The sequence below is a fragment of the Paenibacillus sp. Lou8.1 genome, from assembly GCF_024213565.1.
Lineage (GTDB): Bacteria > Bacillota > Bacilli > Paenibacillales > Paenibacillaceae > Paenibacillus > Paenibacillus polymyxa_B.
Map to the genome: position 1 here is coordinate 212573 of NZ_JANAVN010000002.1, position 19424 is coordinate 231996.

The following is a 19424-nucleotide window of genomic DNA, read 5'->3' on the forward strand; positions in this document are numbered from 1 at the left end:
CCTCCTTAAACATTGACAGATCAATTTCAGTTCAGGTCAATCGAAAAGCAGACCGGATCGGGTTACCGCCCGGTCTCTTTCAAGTTCAATTATTTAAAATCAGCTTTTTGTTCTTCCAAGTGCTTAGGCGTTGTTTCGAACATGCTATCGATCAGGCCAGGAATTGTCATTTTCTCTGTTTTCTCGGCTTTTTTGATCTCTTCGTTCACTTTTGCCTTAGCTTCTTCTTTTACGCGAGCTGTATCTTCTTCAGTCCAAAGGCCTTTTTTCTCAAGGTATTTCGCAAAGCGGGCAATTGGATCTTTCGCATTCCATTCGCCTTCTTCTTCTTTAGAACGATATTTTGTTGCATCATCAGAAAGGGAATGCGGACGGAAACGGTACGTTACGGCTTCAATCAAAGTAGCACCTTCACCATTACGTCCACGCTCTGCAGCTTCTTGAACGGCTTTAATAACTGCAAGCACGTCCATGCCATCAATTTTCACGCCTTTAATACCAGCAGCTACTGCTTTATGAGCGATCGAAAGAGCAGCCGTTTGTTTTGAAAATGGAGTCGTGATCGCGTAACCATTGTTTTGCACAAAGAAAATAACTGGCAACTTGTATACACCAGCATAGTTCAGGCCTTCGTAGAAATCACCTTCGGAAGAACCGCCGTCACCTGTATATGTAATGGCGACTTGTTTTTGCTTTTTCAGTTTGTAACCCATAGCAATACCCATAGCATGCAAAATTTGCGCGCCAATGATGATTTGCGGCATCAGTACATTAACACCGTCCGGCACTTGGCCGCCGTGTTGATGACCACGGGAATACAAGAAAGCTTGGTATAATGGCAGGCCATGCCAAACGATTTGCGGAATATCGCGGTAGCCTGGAGCAATAAAGTCTTCTTTTTGGAGCGCATATTCGCTACCAATCATGGTTGCTTCTTGTCCGGATACCGGAGCGTAGAAACCGAGACGTCCTTGACGACCTAAGTTAACGGCACGGTCATCCCAAGTACGTGTAAATACCATTCGATACATAATTTCTTTCAATTGATCATCTGTAAGTTTAGGCAACATATCTTTATTGATAATTTCACCATCCGGAGAAAGTACGGACAGCGCCTCAACTTCCTCTGTGTAAACTTCATAAGGAACCTTGCTCATTTTCTTCACCTCAACAAAAAAATTTGAATATCAAGTTCCGCTGTTATAGGATTATTATACACCTGTTATATCGCTCGCGTCAAAGATTTAGTTATTTTTTTTGAGTTTACCACATTTTTGTGTATGTAACAGGGTATGTTTTTTACTATAACAGCTTAGTACATGATTGAAATTTTAAACATCTATTGCAATCAGGGTAATCTTAACTTATTGTGATCCCGAATGCAAAATAATACCCAAGAAAGGTGACGAAAAATGACGGATTCTCGGTATTTAAAACGAACCATCCTTAAAGACGAAGTAAACAGCCGCTTTCTTAGCGAGACCAGAACTCTCCGGATATATTTGCCGCCCGGCTATAATGAAATATTGAGCTACCCGGTCGTATACTGTCAGGACGGAGAAGAATTTTTCAATTTTGGCCGCATTGCAACTCACGCCAACCGCCTCATTCTAGATGAGGGCGTCGAACCCTTCATTATTGTAGGTGTGGAAGTGAATACCAAAATCAGAACTCAGGAGTACGCTCCCTTTGGCAATCGTTTTGAGGCGTATACCACCTGTTTTGCAGAAGAGATTATTCCCTATGTGGAGCAAAAGTATCCTATAAGAAAAGATGCAGCGACCCGCATTTTGGCGGGGGATTCACTGGGAGGCAGTGTGTCTCTGCATTTGGCTTTGATGTATCCTCAGCTGTTCAACCGCATTATCAGCCTCTCAGGTGCTTACTATGAAGCTTCGCAGGAAATCATCGCCCGTGAGAAAGATCTGTCTCATTTGCGGGTGTGGATGACGGTTGGCCTTCAGGAAGATGCATTTGAGAGTGATATTGGCATTTACAACTTTGTAGAACTTAACCGTCAATGTGCAGATTTGCTGCGCGAACGGAACGCTGAAGTTTCTTACCGTGAAAAGGATGGCAAACATTTGTGGGGCTTTTGGCAAAACGAGTTGCCTGACGCGCTAATGTATTTTTTGGATCGCGCCTGAGTAAAAATTCTTCTATAGGGAATGGAGCATTGACCTACTAGGTCATAAAGCTCCTTCCTCATTTTTTAATGCAATTTGGTTGCGCTTTCAAAAAAGTATAACGAAAAACGGCAATTATTGCCGTCATCTGTCGTTCACATTATAGCTTTTCTTCTACGATCTTGTCCAGCAAGGCGTCGCAGCCTGCGTCCATTAATCGATAGGTCTCTTCAAAATTCCCTGTAAAATATGGATCGGGTACTTCTCTTAATTTTTCTCGAGGAAGCAAATCCATAAATTTTAGAATATCAGCCTCCGCTCCACCTGCAATCTTTCGCATGTTTCGTTCATTAGAGTCATCCATGCACACAATATAATCAAACGCATCAAAATCACGGCCCGTTATTTGCCGCGCCTGTATGCCTTGTTCGCTGATTCCATGCAGTTTAAGTTGCTTTAATGTTCCCTCATGCGGGGGATTTCCGATGTGCCAGTCGCCTGTCCCGGCCGAGTCCACCCCGATTTCTTCGCCCAATCCCCGTTCCTGGGCTTTATGTCTCAGTATTGCCTCCCCCATCGGAGAGCGGCAAATATTGCCCAAACACACAAACAAAACGTTAATCATTTCGTTCTCCTTCCTATTACCCGTTACACTTCCTTTTTTTCTGTTTCATTGTAGCCATGTCCTCCAAAATTGTGCAAGCCATATTTAACGCGGTATACTTAAAAACGATGGTATATATAGGATCGTATCAGAAAGAAAGGATGTTGATTATGACAAAAAAACGAGCGATTGTATTTTCAGGCGGTCGTCTTAATGAAGAAGATTTACATCAAATACAACCCGATGATTTTATTATAGGTGCAGATAAAGGTGCTCTTTTCCTGATCGAGCACGGTATTACACCACATATCTCTGTAGGAGATTTTGATTCGATCACACTAGAGGAAAAAGAAAAGGTAGAATCAGCAAGCCAACGTATGATTGCGTGCGATCCAGTACTTAAAGACTTAACAGATACTGAGCTTGCTTTGGAAATCGCTATGGACGAACAGGCAGATCATGTACTGCTGCTTGGTGTGACTGGCACCCGGATGGACCACACATTGGCTAATGTTCAAATATTGGTACGTGCAATGCAGCATCATATTAGTTGCGCTATTATGGACGCACATAATTATATTGAGCTCACCGGATCAACGCTTGAGATCCAGCCTATGGGTTATACATATACATCGCTGCTTCCTATGACTGCCGAAGTAACAGGCATACAACTGGAAGGATTTATGTATCCGCTACATAATGCCACCCTCAAAATGGGACAATCACGTGCTGTCAGTAATAAACTAACGGCTCCAAAAGGTACGATTTCCATCAAAAGCGGTCTACTACTCGTTATTCAAAGCAAGGATTAATTATGACATTGTTGTAACCATTATTTAAATTGTTTTTTCACTCAAAACCCTTTATTAATAAGGGTTTTTCCGTTTGTAGAGATCTATGAATCGATATATTTTTAACAAATTGTAATTTTTAATCGTTTTTTAATAATCACTGTGTAAGTCTTGTCCCTCAAGCATTTGAGAGTTCTTTTCCAACTATTAGGCGGCTTCAAAACTGTTATACTCAACGCTGTCAGTTAGTTAGCAACTCAGCAAAATATTGCACAAATCAATTTCTGGAGGTATTTACAACATGAATATGCAGAAAATCATAAAAAAGGTAATTATCGCAGGAGTCGCAGCCACTATCGGCTTTGGTACTTTTGCAATTGAGGGAACAAATACGGCACAGGCTGCCACTACTACTTCTGTTGGCCAAAAAGTAATTAACTACGGTGAAAAATATATGGGCACTCCCTATAAGTTTGGAGCTTCCACAAGCACGACGCGCAATTTTGACTGTTCTTCTTTCATGAAGCACATATTCAAAAAATACGGAGTGAATTTGCCGCGTACTTCTGTTCAACAGTCCAAAGTTGGACATGCCGTATCCAAGTCCAATTTGAAAAAAGGGGACTTAGTGTTCTTTTCAAGCGGTAGCCGTGCCACGGGTCGCAACATTACCCACGTAGCAGTCTATATGGGCGGGGGTAAAATTCTACACACTTACGGCGGACCTGGCGTGACTATCTCCGATTTGAACTCTAGCAACTGGAAAAGAACATACATTAAAGCACGCCGCGTGCTGTAGTTTGAAACTCATTATGAAATATGCGAGCCGGGACGAAAGTTCCGGCTTTTTTTTATGCCTTATGCTATTCTGATACGGTTGGTGTTCTGAGTGAATAGCCAATTCCTCGTTCCGTACGGATCATTTTAAACTTATATCCTTTATCTACTTTAACCCTCAAATGTCTGATATAGACGTCTACTACGTTCGTATCAACGATATAATCATGTTTCCAAACATCCTTCAGAATTTGCTGTCTGCTACAAACTTGGTTAAGATGTATCGCCAGGTGAAGCAAAAGATCAAATTCTTTCGGAGTTAATTCCAGCTTTTTCCCCCCTCTGCTCACCATTCTGCTTGCATTGTCTATATGTAAATCCCCCGCCTCGATTGCCCTTTTCACATCACGTTCAATACCAAAAATCCGCAATAAATTAGCCACCCTAGCCTGAAAAACTCTAGGATAAAAGGGCCGAACGATCACGTCATGTGCTCCTTGTTCAAAGCAGGAAACAATATGGTCCTCCTCATCTGATGAAGTCATAACAAATAGCGGAACATGAGGATGGTATTGCTGCAATGTGCGAAGCAAGCCATGTGAATCCGTCGGTTCATCTTCTATATTGAGCAGTAGCAAATCCACAGGATTATGGGCTACATAAGAGCTTGCATCTGTCGTATTGCTAACATGAACCACCTGATAACCTGCCTGCTCCAATGGATGAACAAATACGGGAGACGCTTCATTTACATCCACAAGTAAAATTAACGGGCCCATCTTTTCACCCACCTGGTTTGGACATAGCATTACATATTGGATACGAACAAGTTTGTTATAAGCCATTAAAGCATATTAATATTATTGTAACAAAAAAGCAGAAAATCATTCTCCAAAGAATGGCTTTCTGCTTTTATAGTTTAACCCAAATAGCGATGATACAGACTTCTTGCTTTTGCCACGTCCTTTGTCCCATGAATCAACGCTCTGCCATCTGCAAAAACAACTAAGCGATGCTCGCTTGTACTAAAGGAAACCAAAAACGGATTCCGCTCTACTTTTCCTTCTTCCAAAGAAGCAAATCTATCTGCTGTTTCTGCAAGATTCAGATGTGTCGGGTTTGCTGGTCTAATTTGAACGGTATCCCTACCGCACAAAACATCTGTCTTCTGCCGATGAGAGGCCGACAAATAGGGATATGTCGGTTGGCTGCCGCAAGAAGGACAGTTCTCCTTTTTAACGCTATCTACCGCTATTGCTACATACTCATTTTTCCACAAATCAAACGAAAGCAGCTTTCCTCTCAAATCTTCTGGATATCCACCAAGAAGTTTGAAAGCTTCCGTAGTTTGGTTAGCCGTGACCATCTGTACGGCCTGCGGAATAATCCCGGCGGTATCACAGGTTTCTCCACCAAACGGTACAGTTTCCAGCAGACAGTGAAGACAAGGCGTTTGACCCGGTAAGATGGTATAGGTTACACCATAGCTGCCCACACATCCCCCATAAATCCAAGGTATCCGATGCTTGAGTGCCATGTCGTTCATAAGAAGTCGGGTATCGAAATTATCGGTTGCATCCATCATGAGATCTACCCCCTGGATCAACTCTTCCAGCTCTTCCACCCCGACATCCAGTACATGTCCATGTATAACCGTTTCCGAATTAATATCCTTTAATCTTCGCTGAGCAGCTACTGCTTTGGGATATCTTTGCGCAGCATCACTTTCCTGAAAAAGCTGCTGGCGCTGCAAATTGCTCCATTCCACATAATCCCGGTCTACGAGGCTCACTGTACCTACGCCCCCGCGAACGAGTGTTTCCGCAATACCTGTACCTAACGCTCCGACACCTATGATTAGTACGTGGGAAGAAGCAAGCCGGCGTTGTCCTGTCGGTCCAAAGGGCGCGAATCTTTCCTGTCTGGAATAACGGTCACTTGGATGTGTTTCTCCTGCACCGGATTTGTCAGTTACCTTCATGCCTGAACCATACCTTCTGTCGGACTGCTTGCTGAAGCGTAACGTTTTACAGGAATCATCCCCGCCTCAAAACCATACCTTCCAGCACGAACAGCCAGTTTCATGGCCTCGGCCATTTTTACTGGGTCCTTCGCTCCTGATACGGCTGTGTTCAACAAAACAGCATCTGCCCCTAACTGCATCGCCATTGCCGCGTCACCGGGTGAGCGAATACCCGCATCGACAATAACCGGAACCTCCGCCTGTTCAATAATTAGCTCTAATGAAAACGGATTGAGCAAACCATGTCCTGTACCAATCGGTGAGGCTCCAGGCATAACGGCGTGTACTCCAAGCTCTTGTAGCCTCTTTGCTAGAATCACATCGTCCGATATGTAGGGCAGCACGATAAAGCCTTCTTCTAACAGCTTATCACTAGCTTTCAACGTTTCAAAAGGGTCAGGGAGCAGTGTCTTGCTATCCCCAATGACTTCCACCTTAATCATATCGCACAGGCCGGAGGCTTTTGCCAATTTGGCAATACGAATCGCCTCCTCTGCTGTTGTAGCCCCTGCTGTGTTGGGAAGAAGTGTATACCGGCTCAAATCCAGCATATCGAGAAAATGCTGCTTATCCCGTTCCTCCAAGTTCAATCTCCGTACAGCAAACGTCAATATTTCCGTCTCAGCAGCCTCTACGGCTTGGGATTGAATATCCAGATCAGAGAATTTTCCTGTTCCCAACAACAACCTCGACGTAAAAGATGCTTTTCCAATGGTTAACATGATCAACCGCCTCCCACAAAATGTACAATTTCTAGGCAATCTCCATCCTTCAGTACCGCTTCATCATGATCTTCACGGCTCAATATATGCCGATTCAGCTCCACCACTACGGTTTTCACCTTTACATCAAGCTCATGTAGCAATTGATTCACATGAGTGATTCGATTAGAAAAGGTCATGCTCTGGCCGTTAATCGTCAGCTTCATATGCTTTTCTCCTTGAGGAGCTCAGAAGAAAAACTACTTATCCCAAGTTCTGCTGCACCAGCCCCATTAAGCATAGCTGCCATCGCACGCCCGGTAGCATCACTCAGCAGGACACCGTTGCGATAATGCCCGACTGCAGCATATACGCCCTCGACCCCAGGAACAGTGCCTATAAAAGGGTGACCTGATGCAGCCTGCGGACGTAAGCCCGCCCAAGCGCGTATAAAAGAAGCTTCACGGACGCGCGGCAGCCAGGCAGAGGCACGTGCCAGCAACCCCTCCAAGCCTCCTACGGTCACTTCTTCGTCATATTGATGCGGAAGGCTCGTTGCCCCAATCCAAAGCTCGTTATTCTGTTTAGGCACGAGGTAAATATCATCAGCATAAATGGTGTATTCTAATGGGTGATCCTTCAAGGAGACCGCTACCGCTTCGCCCTTGACCGGATAAAGTGGATATTCAAACCCAACCTGCGCCAGTAATTTCATGCTATCCAAGCCTCCAGCAATAATGACCTGATCGCAGGAAAAAAAGCCGCTATCTGTTCGGACACCGCAAACTCGACCATCCTGTATGACCAGTTGCTCTGCCCGTGTACCAGACCATACCGTTGCTCCCAGCACCGCAGCAGCACCTGCATAAGCACGACAAAGCTGGACAGGAGCCACTTGTGTCTCCTTTGAACGATATATTGCTCCGATCGCTTGTTCATCCAAACCTGGAATTCGTCGGGCCAATTCCCTCGCATCCCACCAGATAGGACAATCATCCTCTCGCGTTTTAGCAGCTTTCCAGCGTTTTTGGCCTTCAGTTTCCGTACGGAAAGGGGTCACAAATCCTTCTGTACGGAATTCCACCGAAATACCCGACAAACGCTCCAGATCACAGACAAGCTCAGGGAATGCATCTCGACTTCTGCGAGCAAATCGTGCCAGCTCAGAGTCGGTGAACTCTTCACTTTCCGCTGCCAGCATTCCAACCGCTGCTCCTGAGGCTCCCTCACCCGGGATCAATCGTTCCAGCATGATCGTACTTCTTCCCTCCTTGGCCACATGATAAGCAATGGAACTGCCGATGACACCTCCACCTATGACCAAGCATTCAGCATGTCCTATCGCTCTTGCCTCTGTGTGTATCTTTAGCATTTGTTCCGTGTCTCCTCTCCATCAACCATTCTGCTTTCAGCTTGCCTCTACTCTCGTTTTCTCGCTACAAGCTGTGAACTACAAGATCTGCCATTCGCCTATATTCCATCGCAGCTGCAACGGGCGACTCAGCCTCCCATATACCAGACATCACCGCAATTCCGCTTGCTCCGGCCATATAAAGCTCCGGGATATGGTGCGGTTGTATGCCGCCCAGCGCGATCACCGGAATGTTCGACAGCCTGCAAATATGTTCAAGCTGAGCTAAACCCCGCGGTACAATACCGGGCTTACAATGGGTCTCATATACGTGACCATAAAGTACATAGTCTGCTCCTGCCTGCTCGGCAGTCTGCGCCTCCTCCAAGGAATGCACAGACACTCCACAGCGTGTACTCTTTGAAAGTAGGCTTTTCACATCCACAACAGGTAATCCATTAGCTGGTAGCTGGACGGTTCCAACCAAAGTAAGTAAAGCTACATCCACACGATCATTTACTACAATTTGTTGCAAAGGAACTTCCTGCTCCACCATGCTGCGAGTCAAAGAAAGCAATGCAGAGGCACCATTCTGTTTTAAACGTGCGTGTACATAATGAACATACGGACAAATCATAGCAGCCACTCGGGCGGCTTGTGCAAAAGTGCCCTTTTCCATTGAAATTGCGTGTAATTCGATTTTGTCTTCACCTCACATTGGATTAAAGGATCTAAGCTTAGCAGCCACGTCTACCAGCAGTAATGAAAGGGGATTGTATGTGAATCCGTCTACGGAAGCTCGAACAACTTAAAATGAACGAAACGCAAAAAAACCACTTCCCCAAGGAAGTGGTTTAACGAACGTCCAATAATCGAACGGACCATGATATCCGTATACGTGTATCGTCCCACGCACAAACAAAATAAAGATGGTGTTGCCTTGTTTGTACGGCGCTCACTTCCCTACGCTGGCATAACCCAGATCAGGTGCAAAGGGTCCGAAATCCATTTATTCCGTCTCAGCCGCATGGGCGGCTCCCCTAGTGTGACTATTTTATTGTATAAGCTATAGATAGCTTAGCATATTTTCCTAATTCTGCAAACCCCACTTCGTGTGAAATATGCAGAACTGGATTTAACTGATTTTAGTTAACTTTACTTGACCACTCTTCCACATTCCACGTTTTGGTTACCCAATCCTCGTAAAAGTCCGGTTCGTGAGATACAAGCAATACCGTCCCTTTGTATTCCTTCAAGGCACGTTTCAGCTCATCCTTTGCTTTAACATCCAAGTGGTTGGTAGGCTCATCGAACAATACCCAGTTGCTTTCACGCATTAACAGTTTGCAAAGACGGACTTTAGCCTGTTCTCCACCACTAAGCGCAGATAGCGGACGTGTGATATGCTCATTTTTCAAACCGCAGCGCGCCAAATGCGCTCGTACTTCATGCTGGTTCAAATGCGGAAATTCATTCCACACATCGTCAATCGGTGTAATTTTCTCTGCCTTTACTTCCTGCTCAAAATAAGCGGGCTGCAAAAAATCACCTTGATAGGTTTTTCCACTGATTGGCGGAATTTTTCCCAATATGGTTTTGAGCAATGTCGATTTACCGACACCGTTGTAGCCGACAATTGCAATTTTTTCGCCACGTTCAATCGTCATGGACATCTTAGGCAAAAGGGCATGTGTATAACCAATCTCAAAATCAATACCCTCAAATACCGTCTTTCCGCTTGCACGTGCCTCTTTGAATTGAAAGGTTGGTTTTGCGGCTTCTTCAGGCTTATCAATACGTTCGATCCGATCAAGCTGCTTTTCACGGCTCTTTGCTCTGCCTGAGGTAGAAGCACGCGCTTTATTACGCTGAATAAAATCTTCTTGTTTCTTAATAAAGTCCTGTTGCTTCTCATAAGCATCAATATGCTGAGCTTTGTTCAGATCCGCCATTTCAAGAAACTTTTCATAGTTAGCTGAATAACGGGTCATCTTGGCAAATTCAAGATGGTAAATAACATTAACGACCTGGTTCATAAACTCAGTATCATGTGAAATAAGGATAAAAGCATAGGGATAATCCTTCAAATAGCGCGTAAGCCATTCAATATGCTCTACATCCAAGTAGTTGGTAGGCTCATCCAGCAGCAGGACATTCGGTTTTTCCAGCAGCAACTTAGCAAGAAGCACCTTTGTCCGTTGCCCGCCGCTAAGTGCAGATACATCCCGATCCAGTCCTATGGCCGACAGACCTAGTCCATTCGCCATTTCTTCAACCTTCACATCAATGAGGTAAAAATCCCCCATATCCAGTTGCTCCTGAATTTCACCCATCTGTTCCAGCAACACTTCCAACTCTTCAGGAGAAGCATCCCCCATTTTGTCAGTAATCTGCATCATTTCCTTTTCCAATTCCAACAAAGGAAGAAAAGCGTCTTTTAATACATCACGTACCGTTTTGCCCGGTGTCAGCTTGGTGTGCTGATCCAGATAACCGTAACGTACACGTGGAGTCCATTCCACTTTACCCTCATCCTTAAGCAATTTTCCAGTGAGAATGTTCATGAGTGTCGATTTACCAACACCGTTAGCTCCTACCAAACCTACACGTTCCCCCGCAAGCAATCGAAAGGAAACATTTTTAAATAATGCGCGGTCCCCAAAGTTGTGGGATACATTTTCTACAGTCAATAAACTCATAAGCTGTTTTTGGCTCCTTATTGTCATCGGCGCTGCCGACTGTTCTTATTTCATATGCATTTCGTTTCTTTCAAAGCTTTATTGTAGCACATTCTACAACCATATCGGAATATTGAAAACAGTGAATTTTAAGGTTTTTTGGTATGGATCTGCCTAAAAAAACAAAAACCACCCATGAGGGTGATCAGAGTGTCGAGAAAGTCTAGAGGACTTTTCGACACTTCTATTTTTATATGGGGAGACGCATCTTTTAAAATAAAAATCGATTTAAAACGATCTGAGGACCCTAGTTTTTAGACCACTAAGACAGTTTTAAACCCCCTGCAAAAAAACAGGGGGTTTCTCGACAGCCTGACCACCCATGAGGGTGATTATTTTAAGCCATTATAACATTTGTACTCAAAGTATCCCGCAGCTGCTGCAGATTTTTCATCCGTAAAACGTTCACTCGCTTTAAAGGGAGCTGGACATGAATCTCTATAAAAATATTTCATTCTAGTTTCTGGTTCTATGCCACCGATAATGTCTTGCTTTCTGACGACTCTCCCACCACCAAATCCATAGTTATTGTAATACCTGTCTCCGACCGGAATGCCTTGGATAAACGCGATCAGACCCACATCATCTATCGTGTTGTACCACTCCTCTTGCGGAATGATCGGTAGTGTGAATGTATAGGATATGCCGTTACGTGCAGCTTTTTCATTATGGACATTAATCATTCGCGCCAGGTCCTCTTGAACGCTGCCAACAATAGTGGAACGACGTATTTGCTCAAAAGCTTCTGAATTATTCAGTAAAGATATAGGAGTCTGATCCTGAAGTTCCTTTTGAAAACCCTCCACCCACCTGTGATTCCGCGCATCGTATGCGTGCACATAATTATCCAAGCTGAACCCCACACTGTTGCCTACTGAATCAACATAGGCATATGGCTTTTTTTCGCTCCATTTGTGGGCAATAGCAGCTTGTCCACGCTCGTCTGTATAGGCTTCTGAAGTGAACGCATAATAACCGTCATAATCCAGAATTACAATGGCTGGTATATAATCCAATAATGCACGTTGTGCTACTATATCCTCATCAATGCCTACATTAAGAAAAAGGGTATGCAGGAACGTGTTCAGCGCTGCTTCTTTATCTACACGAAAAAACTTATCCGATCCGTATCCGGCCTCGCGTTCCTGACGTTCATTCTGTGAGAGCACGACCCCTGCATCCTGAACTGCGGTACGGAGAGCCGACGTATATTTCATTTCTAGCTGCTGCACTTCACGCTGATTCTGCACCCGTAAGTCACTAACTACACCAAAGGGCAAAAACAAAAGTATAAATATGACTGCAAAATCAGTAATCTTCATTCAGAACCATGCCCCCGTAAGAAGCTGTAACTGCCGGCTTGCCGCTATCTGCCTCACCGAGAAGCCATGATTTGTACAAGTTCGCAGGAGTCCGATTCGTATTATGTAACCGGACCGTAAAATAATCCCCGGCCATCAAGGTATACCGACGTGTCTGATCTGATTTTGGCTGCTGATTGTCAGGAAACAGTACAGGCAAGATTTGCGGATTATAGTACCCATCATATACAGTTTCATAGTTGCCTAGAAAACTGTCTGGCTTCGCGGCATCTGCATAGTCCGGTACATACTTTTTGTGCATATGCTCCAAGTCAACTTCGTACGTATTGCCTGTCAATTCCAGATCACGCATAAAATCGTTATACATCGTCGGTGTAATGTAACCTTTGGTTCTTACCATATCAACAAAACGTACAGTTGAATGATATGTATTTAACCCGGATATATCATCCTGCCGTTCAGCAGCTTGAACTGCGGGTACGATGTACAAAAGCAATACAGCGAGCAGCGTCCCCAACAACTTGGATATTGTTTGAACCACTTCAGTCTTCCCCCAATTTCTCAAAACGTACAGATGTTATGTCCCCATTCCCATTACGCTGTGGATACATGGAATATAAAGAGGAAGTATCCAGGGCAGATACATCAGGCTCAAATGGTTCAGAATACACATCGTACTCTGTCCCGTCGACTTGAACCGAAATCCCCTCCTGTAAGTTCATGCGAATTGCCTGTATGACCTGTGTTCCTTTAATCCGTTCCGGCAATCCCACCCCAGCAGTACGGGCTATTCGCCCTTCAGAATGCTCCTCTTGCTGTGATCTTAATTCCAGTGCACCATCCAGCTGGCTGGACAAGTCTGCTGCCGTTACACATGCGGTTATGAACAGAATAACTGACACACCAAGCCTCAGCATACTTGAAGCGTGATCAGACATACTCTCATCCCCCTTATGATTATTATCTTTGCTGTAGTGCTTAGGACTGGGTAAACAACAACCCACGGACAACGTTCGATTTGTCCTTTACGATTTCAGCCTTGAATTTGCCACTTGGATTTACGTATTCATTCTCTTTCTCATTAAGCGTATTCGTGATTTTCCCAGTCTTATCACTGCCACCATTCACTGCGCCATACTGTTCACTGTCTGGGCTAATGTTCAGAGCATTACCGTACCACTGGCCTGCCATATTTTTACCGGTTTTAATCTGAATGCCGAATTGGTCCTTCCCCTGAAACTTCCGTAGCGCGTTGGTCACCTGGGAACCACTAATCGTTGTGCCGTCATATACCGTAAAAGAGGCTTGAGACAATTCGGTCTGGATATCAGCAAAATTGTTTTGTGCCGTTTTAGTCGCCTCCTGGGCTGAAATAAACAGTATAACTACAATCGTAATTAGAGCGATGGTCAAAAATATCCCAGCGGCTACCTTTAAAGCTGTTGATGCGTTATTCATTATTTTTCTCTCCTTAGCTTGTTATTTTGTATTAGTCATAATAGAACTTTCTTACTGAATTTTTTGTATTTGCTCATAATAGTTATCCATTTGAATAAAGCTCATGCCGATCAACGGAATCACCAAATATAAAAAGATAAGACCATACATCGGGGCAAAACCAATCATCCTTCCCCAGATAGCCTTGCTGTCTATTATTTTTTCATACTCCTGTTTTCTTTGTTCGAAATAGTAGGACATATGGGATTCCAAATCATCAAAGGCCTCTCGAATCGTAATTTTACCCAAAGACAAATGGAGCTTGTCCACTAGACGCTGAAACTCCGGCAAAGGTGCCTCTTCTTTTAATAAGTCGAGAGCTGCCTCTGGCCCATGTTCATAATGAAGCAAACATTTTTGTAGAGGTCTTTTGAATATAACTGAAAATCTGTTCAGCCACTCCAATATTTCTTCGACAGACATTCGTTCCATAACCCGCAAAATGGAAATAACTGTTTGAAATTGATACACCTCGTGCCTCATGTCCAACCGACGCATTTTTCGTTGCAAATATAATAAAAGCATAGGCATTTGATAGGCTACATACCCAACAATCAAACTAATCAGCACTTCCCACCACTTGATGTATTCATCATTCCAATCTTTCAGCTTTTGGAGAATACGCCGAGTATTTGTGGATAGCTGTTCAGGAGTAACAGTTCCATTGGCATTATGTTCTAAAGCAGCGTACGTTCGTTCGTATGTGCTGTCCGCTCTCATGTTCAGCAAATGCATGATTTTGCGATCAATCCCACTCTGCTTCAATGCTTCTTTTTGCTCCATCGGACTTAAATGTCCAAACATTTGACCCGATTGTACCGGGGCGTGAAGGATATGCGTTTTCTCAGCTTGATGTAAAAAAAATATCGTACTAATACTGAGCACCAAACCTACGATAAAAAGAGCCATTCTGCGTATGTAGAGCCACTCCAGCTTTATCTCCGCACCACTTTCTTTTAATAGACGGGTTATCTGGAAATAAGAAGATATATGTTGACGCGGAATTAAAGAATCCACCACATTACGCATGATGGGAAAACGGTATAGCTTCTGTTCCCAAACCCTCCGTCCTCTACCCGCACGATATCCTGTTTCATCGGTCTGTTGAAGCTTCTGTAACAGAAAATAAGATACGATTATCACAATATAAACGGACAATTTCGTGATATAACCCAATTTTCCCTGATAAAACTCATCCATGGATGGAAAGCTGGATCTCGCCCATGTCTCGATTGGGGTGGTAAAGAAAACAGGTGCCAGTGCGATCACGTTTAGACTTTTTAATAGATAGTCCAGTTTATTTCTTCGCAGCAATTCCAACTGGATTTCGCGTGCGAGACTGCCGAGCCCCTTCAAATAAATGGAGCCCCCCTCCTCAATCCGATCACCAAACTCCATTACCATATACGAGATACCGGCAAATGCTTTTAAAAATCGATTAGGAGCCGACTCATAGTATCTTTCCAATGCTTCGTGCGGATCAACATCTGTTAGCGCCTCATGGATGAGTCGTGCGTGTCTCCCAGCCTCTGCCTCCGCCAAATCGGCCGCTTTGGATATGGCTTCCTCCACCATACCGTGCTGATGGTAATAATGACGTACATTGGCGAATAATTCGATCATCTGTGCAAGTAGCCTTTTTTCCATCCGGCTAATGGCCATATCCAAAATAAGACTGTTGATTACCACTCCGCATAAAACGGCCAATATAGCAAACTCTATTCCTGGCTTCATCATGACCAGTACAACGCCACTGCAAGCAAAAGCCCCCCAGATGAACAGTGTCATCTTCATAGTCTGTAGGCGAAGCTTGTACTCATCGTAGGCATGCTGACCAGCTAATCGCTTACGTACACTCGTGATGTATCCAGATAAGAAAGGGACCTTCATACACAGCGTGTACAACTTATGCAGTAAGGCTTGCAGCTCACGTTGCAGTACCGCTTTTCCCTTGCGTCCTTCCTGCACAGAATAAATTCGTCCTCTGCGAACTGCATGACTACTGCACTTACGCAACCCCCACAAAACTATATATAGAAGCGCAAAGCTCCCACCTGATATAAGTAAAATCCATAATGAAATTTCTTTAAGACTCATAGTCTTCCTCCCAATAGCGGGTCAAAAAACTGCGGAAATCTCTGGCATCCTTTACATTCATCTGCTCACACATTTCTTTTGCACTTTTGGCTGTTAAGGGCTCCATCGGTATATAGCTTCCGTTCCGATATTCCATAACGTGGCGATAACTGTAGCTCGATGAAGCATTGGTGCCTGCATCCGTATGATCCGGGTCACACGGCACACATTCTGTGATCCGTTCGATGTAGCGTCGCCCCTCCGCATCACGTTTGAGATGCACATCAAAGTTAATGACATGAACTACCTGTTCCTCAGCGATGCCTTCATGCTGAAATACTCCTGTTTTGAGCAATGAATTACGAAGTGAAAACACGAGATCACGAAATGTTTTGGCATGATGAGTAAAAATGGTGAACAGACTGGCAACCTGCGACATTTGAATCATCCAAGCAGCTACTTCATCACTTGCTACTTCGCCTAGGATATTGACGGTTCCATCTGTTTTTTTCTGCAAGTCAAGCCCTTGTTGTCCTGAAATATGGTCCGTTTCTCGAAAGGTAAGAATGTTACGGCGACTGTAAATGCTGCGTAGATGTAGTTCAAAGGCCATTTCCTGAACACGAAGCGTATACGAAGCATAAATATGTTTGACCATCGCCATTAACAACGTCGTCTTACCTGAACCCTGCGCGCCTGTAATAGCAGTAATCCGGCTGCCTTTCATCAAATAAGAAAGTAGTTGGATTGGAAAATCAGCATTCTGACCCTTAATTAACTGTTCCAGCGATGCGCTTTGAATATCGAATTTACGAACAAAGAAAGCCCACGATTCTGAGAAAGGAGGACGCACCACCACTACCCGTGACCCATCCTTCATTTCGTTGACCTTATAACCATTCGCTTCGGAAAGCTGTCCCGGGTAATTGTATTTGTAAATATTTTGGCACACCCTTTTAAGTTCACGCTCAGATCCGAAGGAAAGGAACGAAAGATGGATCGTTTTACCTTTATAAAAAATCCACACGCTCTCATAACCATTGGCAGTAGACGCAGATGTTTGTTCAAATGCATACCCATCCGAAGGCCAGTCTGATGATGCAGGAATCCCACCTTCCGGCATACCACTGACACCCCCACTTACACCGTCGATCCGCTGGTCACGAATATCATCAATGACGGAAAAGCCTTTGTAATGCTGATAAATGCGCTGGACAATAATATCCACTTTCTCCAAAAATGAAAGAGGGCGGTACTCACAGTCATAGATATAACGAATATCCTCTGCGGTAACGAGATAACTTCCATCTTCTTCACCTTGCTGTGAATACCTCATTTCGGCCAAGTCATAAGTATCCAATAAACGTGATAGTGCATCAGCGCCAAACTTCTGCTGGTATTGGTAAAATATAATTTCGAATTGATCCTGTATGCTAAACAACTCAGGTCTGGAGAATGGCATAACAGTATCGACGATTTTCTCGTTCAAGCCGTAACCGTTAATCAGAAGCTCAGCCATCAGATTTTTAACAAAACGTTTATCTCCAATGCTGCCATTGGCACAGTCCTTTAACGCCCTGCGTAGTTCCGCCCTTTGATGGATACGCCGTCTATATTCCTCTTCATGCAATCCGGCATCCGCCATCTGGCTATGACTCAGTTCATGAAGTGCATTTTTGATATACTCTATTAATGTTTCGAATGTGGCATCTTCGTTCTTTTTTTCTACCCGAAGGGTTGAATGTCGCGAGTGAAGATTCCCTCGATATTTAACAATAATCAGTACGATGCACATCAGTACTATGCAGGTAAGAATCAATCCGTTGATCATTTGAGCGGACAGCATTTAAGCGCCCCTCTCCAAAGCCTTGAGCCGAAGATCGGACTCTGCCGCCTCCAGAATAGCTTTGCTGATATGTCGTATACTCTGCGCCCATCCTACGGGCATAAAAAGCTTGCGATGCTGCTCTTTTCCACTTCGTACCTCACGTTGCACATGGCCGATCACATCCCTGCGGTTCCATGCGTCCATAAATCCGGTGCTATAAGGGACTGTATACAAAGCACCTTTGTAGCCATATCTCCTGCGAATATTCGTTTCATTCACTTGAGAATGCACATCATATTTCCCAAGTACTATTAATAAGGGCAATGATGAGTAGGTAGATAACGGAGACACGGATTCAAAATAAGCATCTAATTCTCGCATATTCTGAGTGAGTGAAAGAACGGCCAGTTTGGCTCGTGCACATGCTTCATGCTGTACAGCCCCCCACCCTGCTCCACTTCCTGCATCAATCAGCGTTAAATCATAATATTGATTCGCTGTATCTATTACTGCCCGTACAAGCCCTGGAGATAGTAACGGCGGTGCAGCTCCAAAGGTGGAGGTTCCCTCCAGTACATCCAAAGTATGTTCGAGTACAGGTGTCGTATAATTACGAATATTTTCTTTAGACAGTGTCCCTCGCAGAACTAAACGTGCGGCAGCATCCCAGCCCCCTTCCTGAAGCTGTAGGGTTGGATCGTCCATACCATACTCTTGTATAGGTAATCCTGATTCAATACCGGTATATCTACGACCTAAATGTGTCAATAATAGTCTTCCTCTATATAGATTCCCTATGGTAATTGCTATTGCTGCCGCCAAAGAGCTACTTCCACTAGCCCCCTTAATGGGGCTCCAAAACAAAATGGTACTCATGCCCTACTCCTTTCCGCACGCTTTAGCGCACGACGACTCACTTTTAATTCCCAACTCATCCATTCCCCAATACAACGGCATAATTCTTTCTTATACATTCTGGATAGCGGTTTTAGTAGTAGCTGTTTTTTATGCTCATTTTCCAGTTTCAGAGCAAGCAGCCCCTCATCCCATGGCAGAACATATGGCTCTTGCTGCCAAGAAGCCGGGAAATGGTTCATGTATTCCCACAGATACGGCTCCTCCACACCACAATCCACAGCCTGTAAAAATAGCTTGTGAAATACAAGATCTTTGGGGAATTCGGGTTGACTGAATAAATGCTCAAGCCAATTCTGTCCGTTGTGCATTAGCATACGGCTATAATCACTGACCCAAACTCGCAGTTCTGCCCCTTTCCAAACAGAAATTGGACAAAAATCAGGTAACTCTACATCCAAAATAACAATGTCATAAGCCTGCTCCGCCTTTTGATCAGTCATCATAACGGTATGCAGGTCTTCCCATGCTGTAAATCCAATTGCTACATCAAAACCACTAAACTGCGTAATGGGAAGTGGTTTGTCGAGCATCCCTATGCTATACCGATACTGTCCCCGCAGCGTAGCATCCACAAGCAGTACCTGTTGGCCGGAAGCTGCTAATATGCTGCTGATATATAACAAGGTATCGCTTTTGTCACAAAGCCCGGCAAATATCCATGTTTTCATACTT

At 44.2% G+C, this 19424-nt stretch carries 20 protein-coding genes and 1 riboswitch; of the genes, 3 read left to right on the forward strand and 17 right to left on the reverse strand.

The window, feature by feature from the left end; genetic code table 11:
* Positions 1 to 89: 89 nt before the first annotated feature.
* The gene (pdhA, locus tag NLX78_RS03770) at positions 90 to 1157 is read right to left on the reverse strand and encodes a pyruvate dehydrogenase (acetyl-transferring) E1 component subunit alpha (RefSeq protein WP_013310511.1); all 1068 of its coding nucleotides are present in this window, start codon (positions 1155 to 1157) and stop codon (positions 90 to 92) included.
* 255 nt (positions 1158 to 1412) lie between these two features.
* Here pdhA and NLX78_RS03775 point away from each other — a divergent pair, with 255 nt between their 5' ends.
* Positions 1413 to 2147, forward strand: coding sequence for an alpha/beta hydrolase (locus tag NLX78_RS03775; protein WP_254349643.1), 735 nt, complete (start codon positions 1413 to 1415; stop codon positions 2145 to 2147).
* 139 nt (positions 2148 to 2286) lie between these two features.
* Here the strand turns inward: NLX78_RS03775 and NLX78_RS03780 are convergent, their stop codons facing one another.
* On the reverse strand, positions 2287 to 2751 hold the full coding sequence (locus NLX78_RS03780) for a low molecular weight protein-tyrosine-phosphatase (RefSeq protein ID WP_254349644.1): 465 nt from the start codon (positions 2749 to 2751) through the stop codon (positions 2287 to 2289).
* 149 nt (positions 2752 to 2900) lie between these two features.
* Between NLX78_RS03780 and NLX78_RS03785 the strand changes: the two genes are divergently transcribed.
* Positions 2901 to 3542 (forward strand): thiamine diphosphokinase, encoded by a 642-nt coding sequence (locus tag NLX78_RS03785; protein WP_165177014.1) that lies wholly within the window; start codon positions 2901 to 2903, stop codon positions 3540 to 3542.
* 280 nt (positions 3543 to 3822) lie between these two features.
* A complete protein-coding gene (locus NLX78_RS03790) occupies positions 3823 to 4320 on the forward strand; it encodes a C40 family peptidase (protein WP_025724146.1) in 498 nt (165 codons plus the stop codon).
* Positions 4321 to 4384: 64 nt separating this feature from the next.
* Here NLX78_RS03790 and NLX78_RS03795 read toward each other — a convergent pair whose 3' ends face one another.
* The 15 genes from NLX78_RS03795 to NLX78_RS03865 form a co-directional block, all read right to left on the reverse strand.
* On the reverse strand, positions 4385 to 5077 hold the full coding sequence (locus NLX78_RS03795) for a response regulator transcription factor (protein WP_254349645.1): 693 nt from the start codon (positions 5075 to 5077) through the stop codon (positions 4385 to 4387).
* A 140-nt stretch (positions 5078 to 5217) separates the two neighbouring features.
* Positions 5218 to 6279 (reverse strand): ThiF family adenylyltransferase, encoded by a 1062-nt coding sequence (locus NLX78_RS03800; protein ID WP_254349646.1) that lies wholly within the window; start codon positions 6277 to 6279, stop codon positions 5218 to 5220.
* A complete protein-coding gene (locus NLX78_RS03805) occupies positions 6276 to 7043 on the reverse strand; it encodes a thiazole synthase (RefSeq protein WP_254349647.1) in 768 nt (255 codons plus the stop codon). Before NLX78_RS03805 ends, NLX78_RS03800 begins: the two co-directional genes overlap by 4 nt.
* A 2-nt stretch (positions 7044 to 7045) precedes the next feature.
* Positions 7046 to 7249: a sulfur carrier protein ThiS gene (gene thiS, locus NLX78_RS03810; RefSeq protein WP_061831499.1), complete on the reverse strand. Its 204-nt coding sequence runs from the start codon at positions 7247 to 7249 to the stop codon at positions 7046 to 7048.
* Complete coding sequence (gene thiO / locus NLX78_RS03815) at positions 7246 to 8394, reverse strand: glycine oxidase ThiO (protein ID WP_254349648.1); 1149 nt, start codon at positions 8392 to 8394, stop codon at positions 7246 to 7248. The genes thiS and thiO overlap by 4 nt, the downstream gene beginning before the upstream one ends.
* Before the next feature lie 64 nt (positions 8395 to 8458).
* Entirely contained in the window at positions 8459 to 9052 is a 594-nt protein-coding gene (locus tag NLX78_RS03820; protein WP_061831501.1) for a thiamine phosphate synthase, read from the reverse strand.
* A gap of 264 nt (positions 9053 to 9316) precedes the next feature.
* Positions 9317 to 9425: riboswitch (TPP riboswitch) on the reverse strand.
* Between the two features lie 93 nt (positions 9426 to 9518).
* Entirely contained in the window at positions 9519 to 11072 is a 1554-nt protein-coding gene (locus NLX78_RS03825) for an ABC-F family ATP-binding cassette domain-containing protein (protein ID WP_023988981.1), read from the reverse strand.
* 371 nt (positions 11073 to 11443) lie between these two features.
* On the reverse strand, positions 11444 to 12433 hold the full coding sequence (locus NLX78_RS03830; protein WP_254349649.1) for a hypothetical protein: 990 nt from the start codon (positions 12431 to 12433) through the stop codon (positions 11444 to 11446).
* Positions 12420 to 12974, reverse strand: a complete 555-nt coding sequence (locus tag NLX78_RS03835; protein ID WP_250268505.1) for a hypothetical protein — start codon at positions 12972 to 12974, stop codon at positions 12420 to 12422. The genes NLX78_RS03830 and NLX78_RS03835 overlap by 14 nt, the downstream gene beginning before the upstream one ends.
* Before the next feature lies 1 nt (position 12975).
* Positions 12976 to 13371: a hypothetical protein gene (locus NLX78_RS03840; protein ID WP_061831504.1), complete on the reverse strand. Its 396-nt coding sequence runs from the start codon at positions 13369 to 13371 to the stop codon at positions 12976 to 12978.
* A 40-nt stretch (positions 13372 to 13411) separates the two neighbouring features.
* A complete protein-coding gene (locus tag NLX78_RS03845) occupies positions 13412 to 13891 on the reverse strand; it encodes a hypothetical protein (RefSeq protein WP_023988985.1) in 480 nt (159 codons plus the stop codon).
* A gap of 51 nt (positions 13892 to 13942) precedes the next feature.
* Positions 13943 to 16027, reverse strand: a complete 2085-nt coding sequence (locus NLX78_RS03850) for a hypothetical protein (RefSeq protein WP_254349650.1) — start codon at positions 16025 to 16027, stop codon at positions 13943 to 13945.
* Positions 16017 to 17852 (reverse strand): ATPase, T2SS/T4P/T4SS family, encoded by a 1836-nt coding sequence (locus tag NLX78_RS03855; protein WP_250261198.1) that lies wholly within the window; start codon positions 17850 to 17852, stop codon positions 16017 to 16019. The genes NLX78_RS03850 and NLX78_RS03855 overlap by 11 nt, the downstream gene beginning before the upstream one ends.
* The gene (locus NLX78_RS03860) at positions 17853 to 18710 is read right to left on the reverse strand and encodes a hypothetical protein (protein WP_250261197.1); all 858 of its coding nucleotides are present in this window, start codon (positions 18708 to 18710) and stop codon (positions 17853 to 17855) included.
* The gene (locus NLX78_RS03865; RefSeq protein WP_061831508.1) at positions 18707 to 19420 is read right to left on the reverse strand and encodes a hypothetical protein; all 714 of its coding nucleotides are present in this window, start codon (positions 19418 to 19420) and stop codon (positions 18707 to 18709) included. Before NLX78_RS03865 ends, NLX78_RS03860 begins: the two co-directional genes overlap by 4 nt.
* Positions 19421 to 19424 lie beyond the last annotated feature (4 nt).

Coding starts and splice junctions, on each gene's coding strand:
- NLX78_RS03830 (WP_254349649.1), bottom strand. CDS start 12,433: ATGAAGATTACTGATTTTGCAGTCATATTTATACTTTTGTTTTTGCCC.
- thiS (WP_061831499.1), bottom strand. CDS start 7,249: ATGAAGCTGACGATTAACGGCCAGAGCATGACCTTTTCTAATCGAATC.
- NLX78_RS03850 (WP_254349650.1), bottom strand. CDS start 16,027: ATGAGTCTTAAAGAAATTTCATTATGGATTTTACTTATATCAGGTGGG.
- NLX78_RS03825 (WP_023988981.1), bottom strand. CDS start 11,072: ATGAGTTTATTGACTGTAGAAAATGTATCCCACAACTTTGGGGACCGC.
- pdhA (WP_013310511.1), bottom strand. CDS start 1,157: ATGAGCAAGGTTCCTTATGAAGTTTACACAGAGGAAGTTGAGGCGCTG.
- NLX78_RS03865 (WP_061831508.1), bottom strand. CDS start 19,420: ATGAAAACATGGATATTTGCCGGGCTTTGTGACAAAAGCGATACCTTG.
- NLX78_RS03820 (WP_061831501.1), bottom strand. CDS start 9,052: ATGGAAAAGGGCACTTTTGCACAAGCCGCCCGAGTGGCTGCTATGATT.
- NLX78_RS03800 (WP_254349646.1), bottom strand. CDS start 6,279: ATGAAGGTAACTGACAAATCCGGTGCAGGAGAAACACATCCAAGTGAC.
- NLX78_RS03840 (WP_061831504.1), bottom strand. CDS start 13,371: ATGTCTGATCACGCTTCAAGTATGCTGAGGCTTGGTGTGTCAGTTATT.
- NLX78_RS03855 (WP_250261198.1), bottom strand. CDS start 17,852: ATGCTGTCCGCTCAAATGATCAACGGATTGATTCTTACCTGCATAGTA.
- NLX78_RS03805 (WP_254349647.1), bottom strand. CDS start 7,043: ATGTTAACCATTGGAAAAGCATCTTTTACGTCGAGGTTGTTGTTGGGA.
- NLX78_RS03775 (WP_254349643.1), top strand. CDS start 1,413: ATGACGGATTCTCGGTATTTAAAACGAACCATCCTTAAAGACGAAGTA.
- NLX78_RS03785 (WP_165177014.1), top strand. CDS start 2,901: ATGACAAAAAAACGAGCGATTGTATTTTCAGGCGGTCGTCTTAATGAA.
- NLX78_RS03860 (WP_250261197.1), bottom strand. CDS start 18,710: ATGAGTACCATTTTGTTTTGGAGCCCCATTAAGGGGGCTAGTGGAAGT.
- NLX78_RS03780 (WP_254349644.1), bottom strand. CDS start 2,751: ATGATTAACGTTTTGTTTGTGTGTTTGGGCAATATTTGCCGCTCTCCG.
- thiO (WP_254349648.1), bottom strand. CDS start 8,394: ATGCTAAAGATACACACAGAGGCAAGAGCGATAGGACATGCTGAATGC.
- NLX78_RS03790 (WP_025724146.1), top strand. CDS start 3,823: ATGAATATGCAGAAAATCATAAAAAAGGTAATTATCGCAGGAGTCGCA.
- NLX78_RS03845 (WP_023988985.1), bottom strand. CDS start 13,891: ATGAATAACGCATCAACAGCTTTAAAGGTAGCCGCTGGGATATTTTTG.
- NLX78_RS03795 (WP_254349645.1), bottom strand. CDS start 5,077: ATGGGCCCGTTAATTTTACTTGTGGATGTAAATGAAGCGTCTCCCGTA.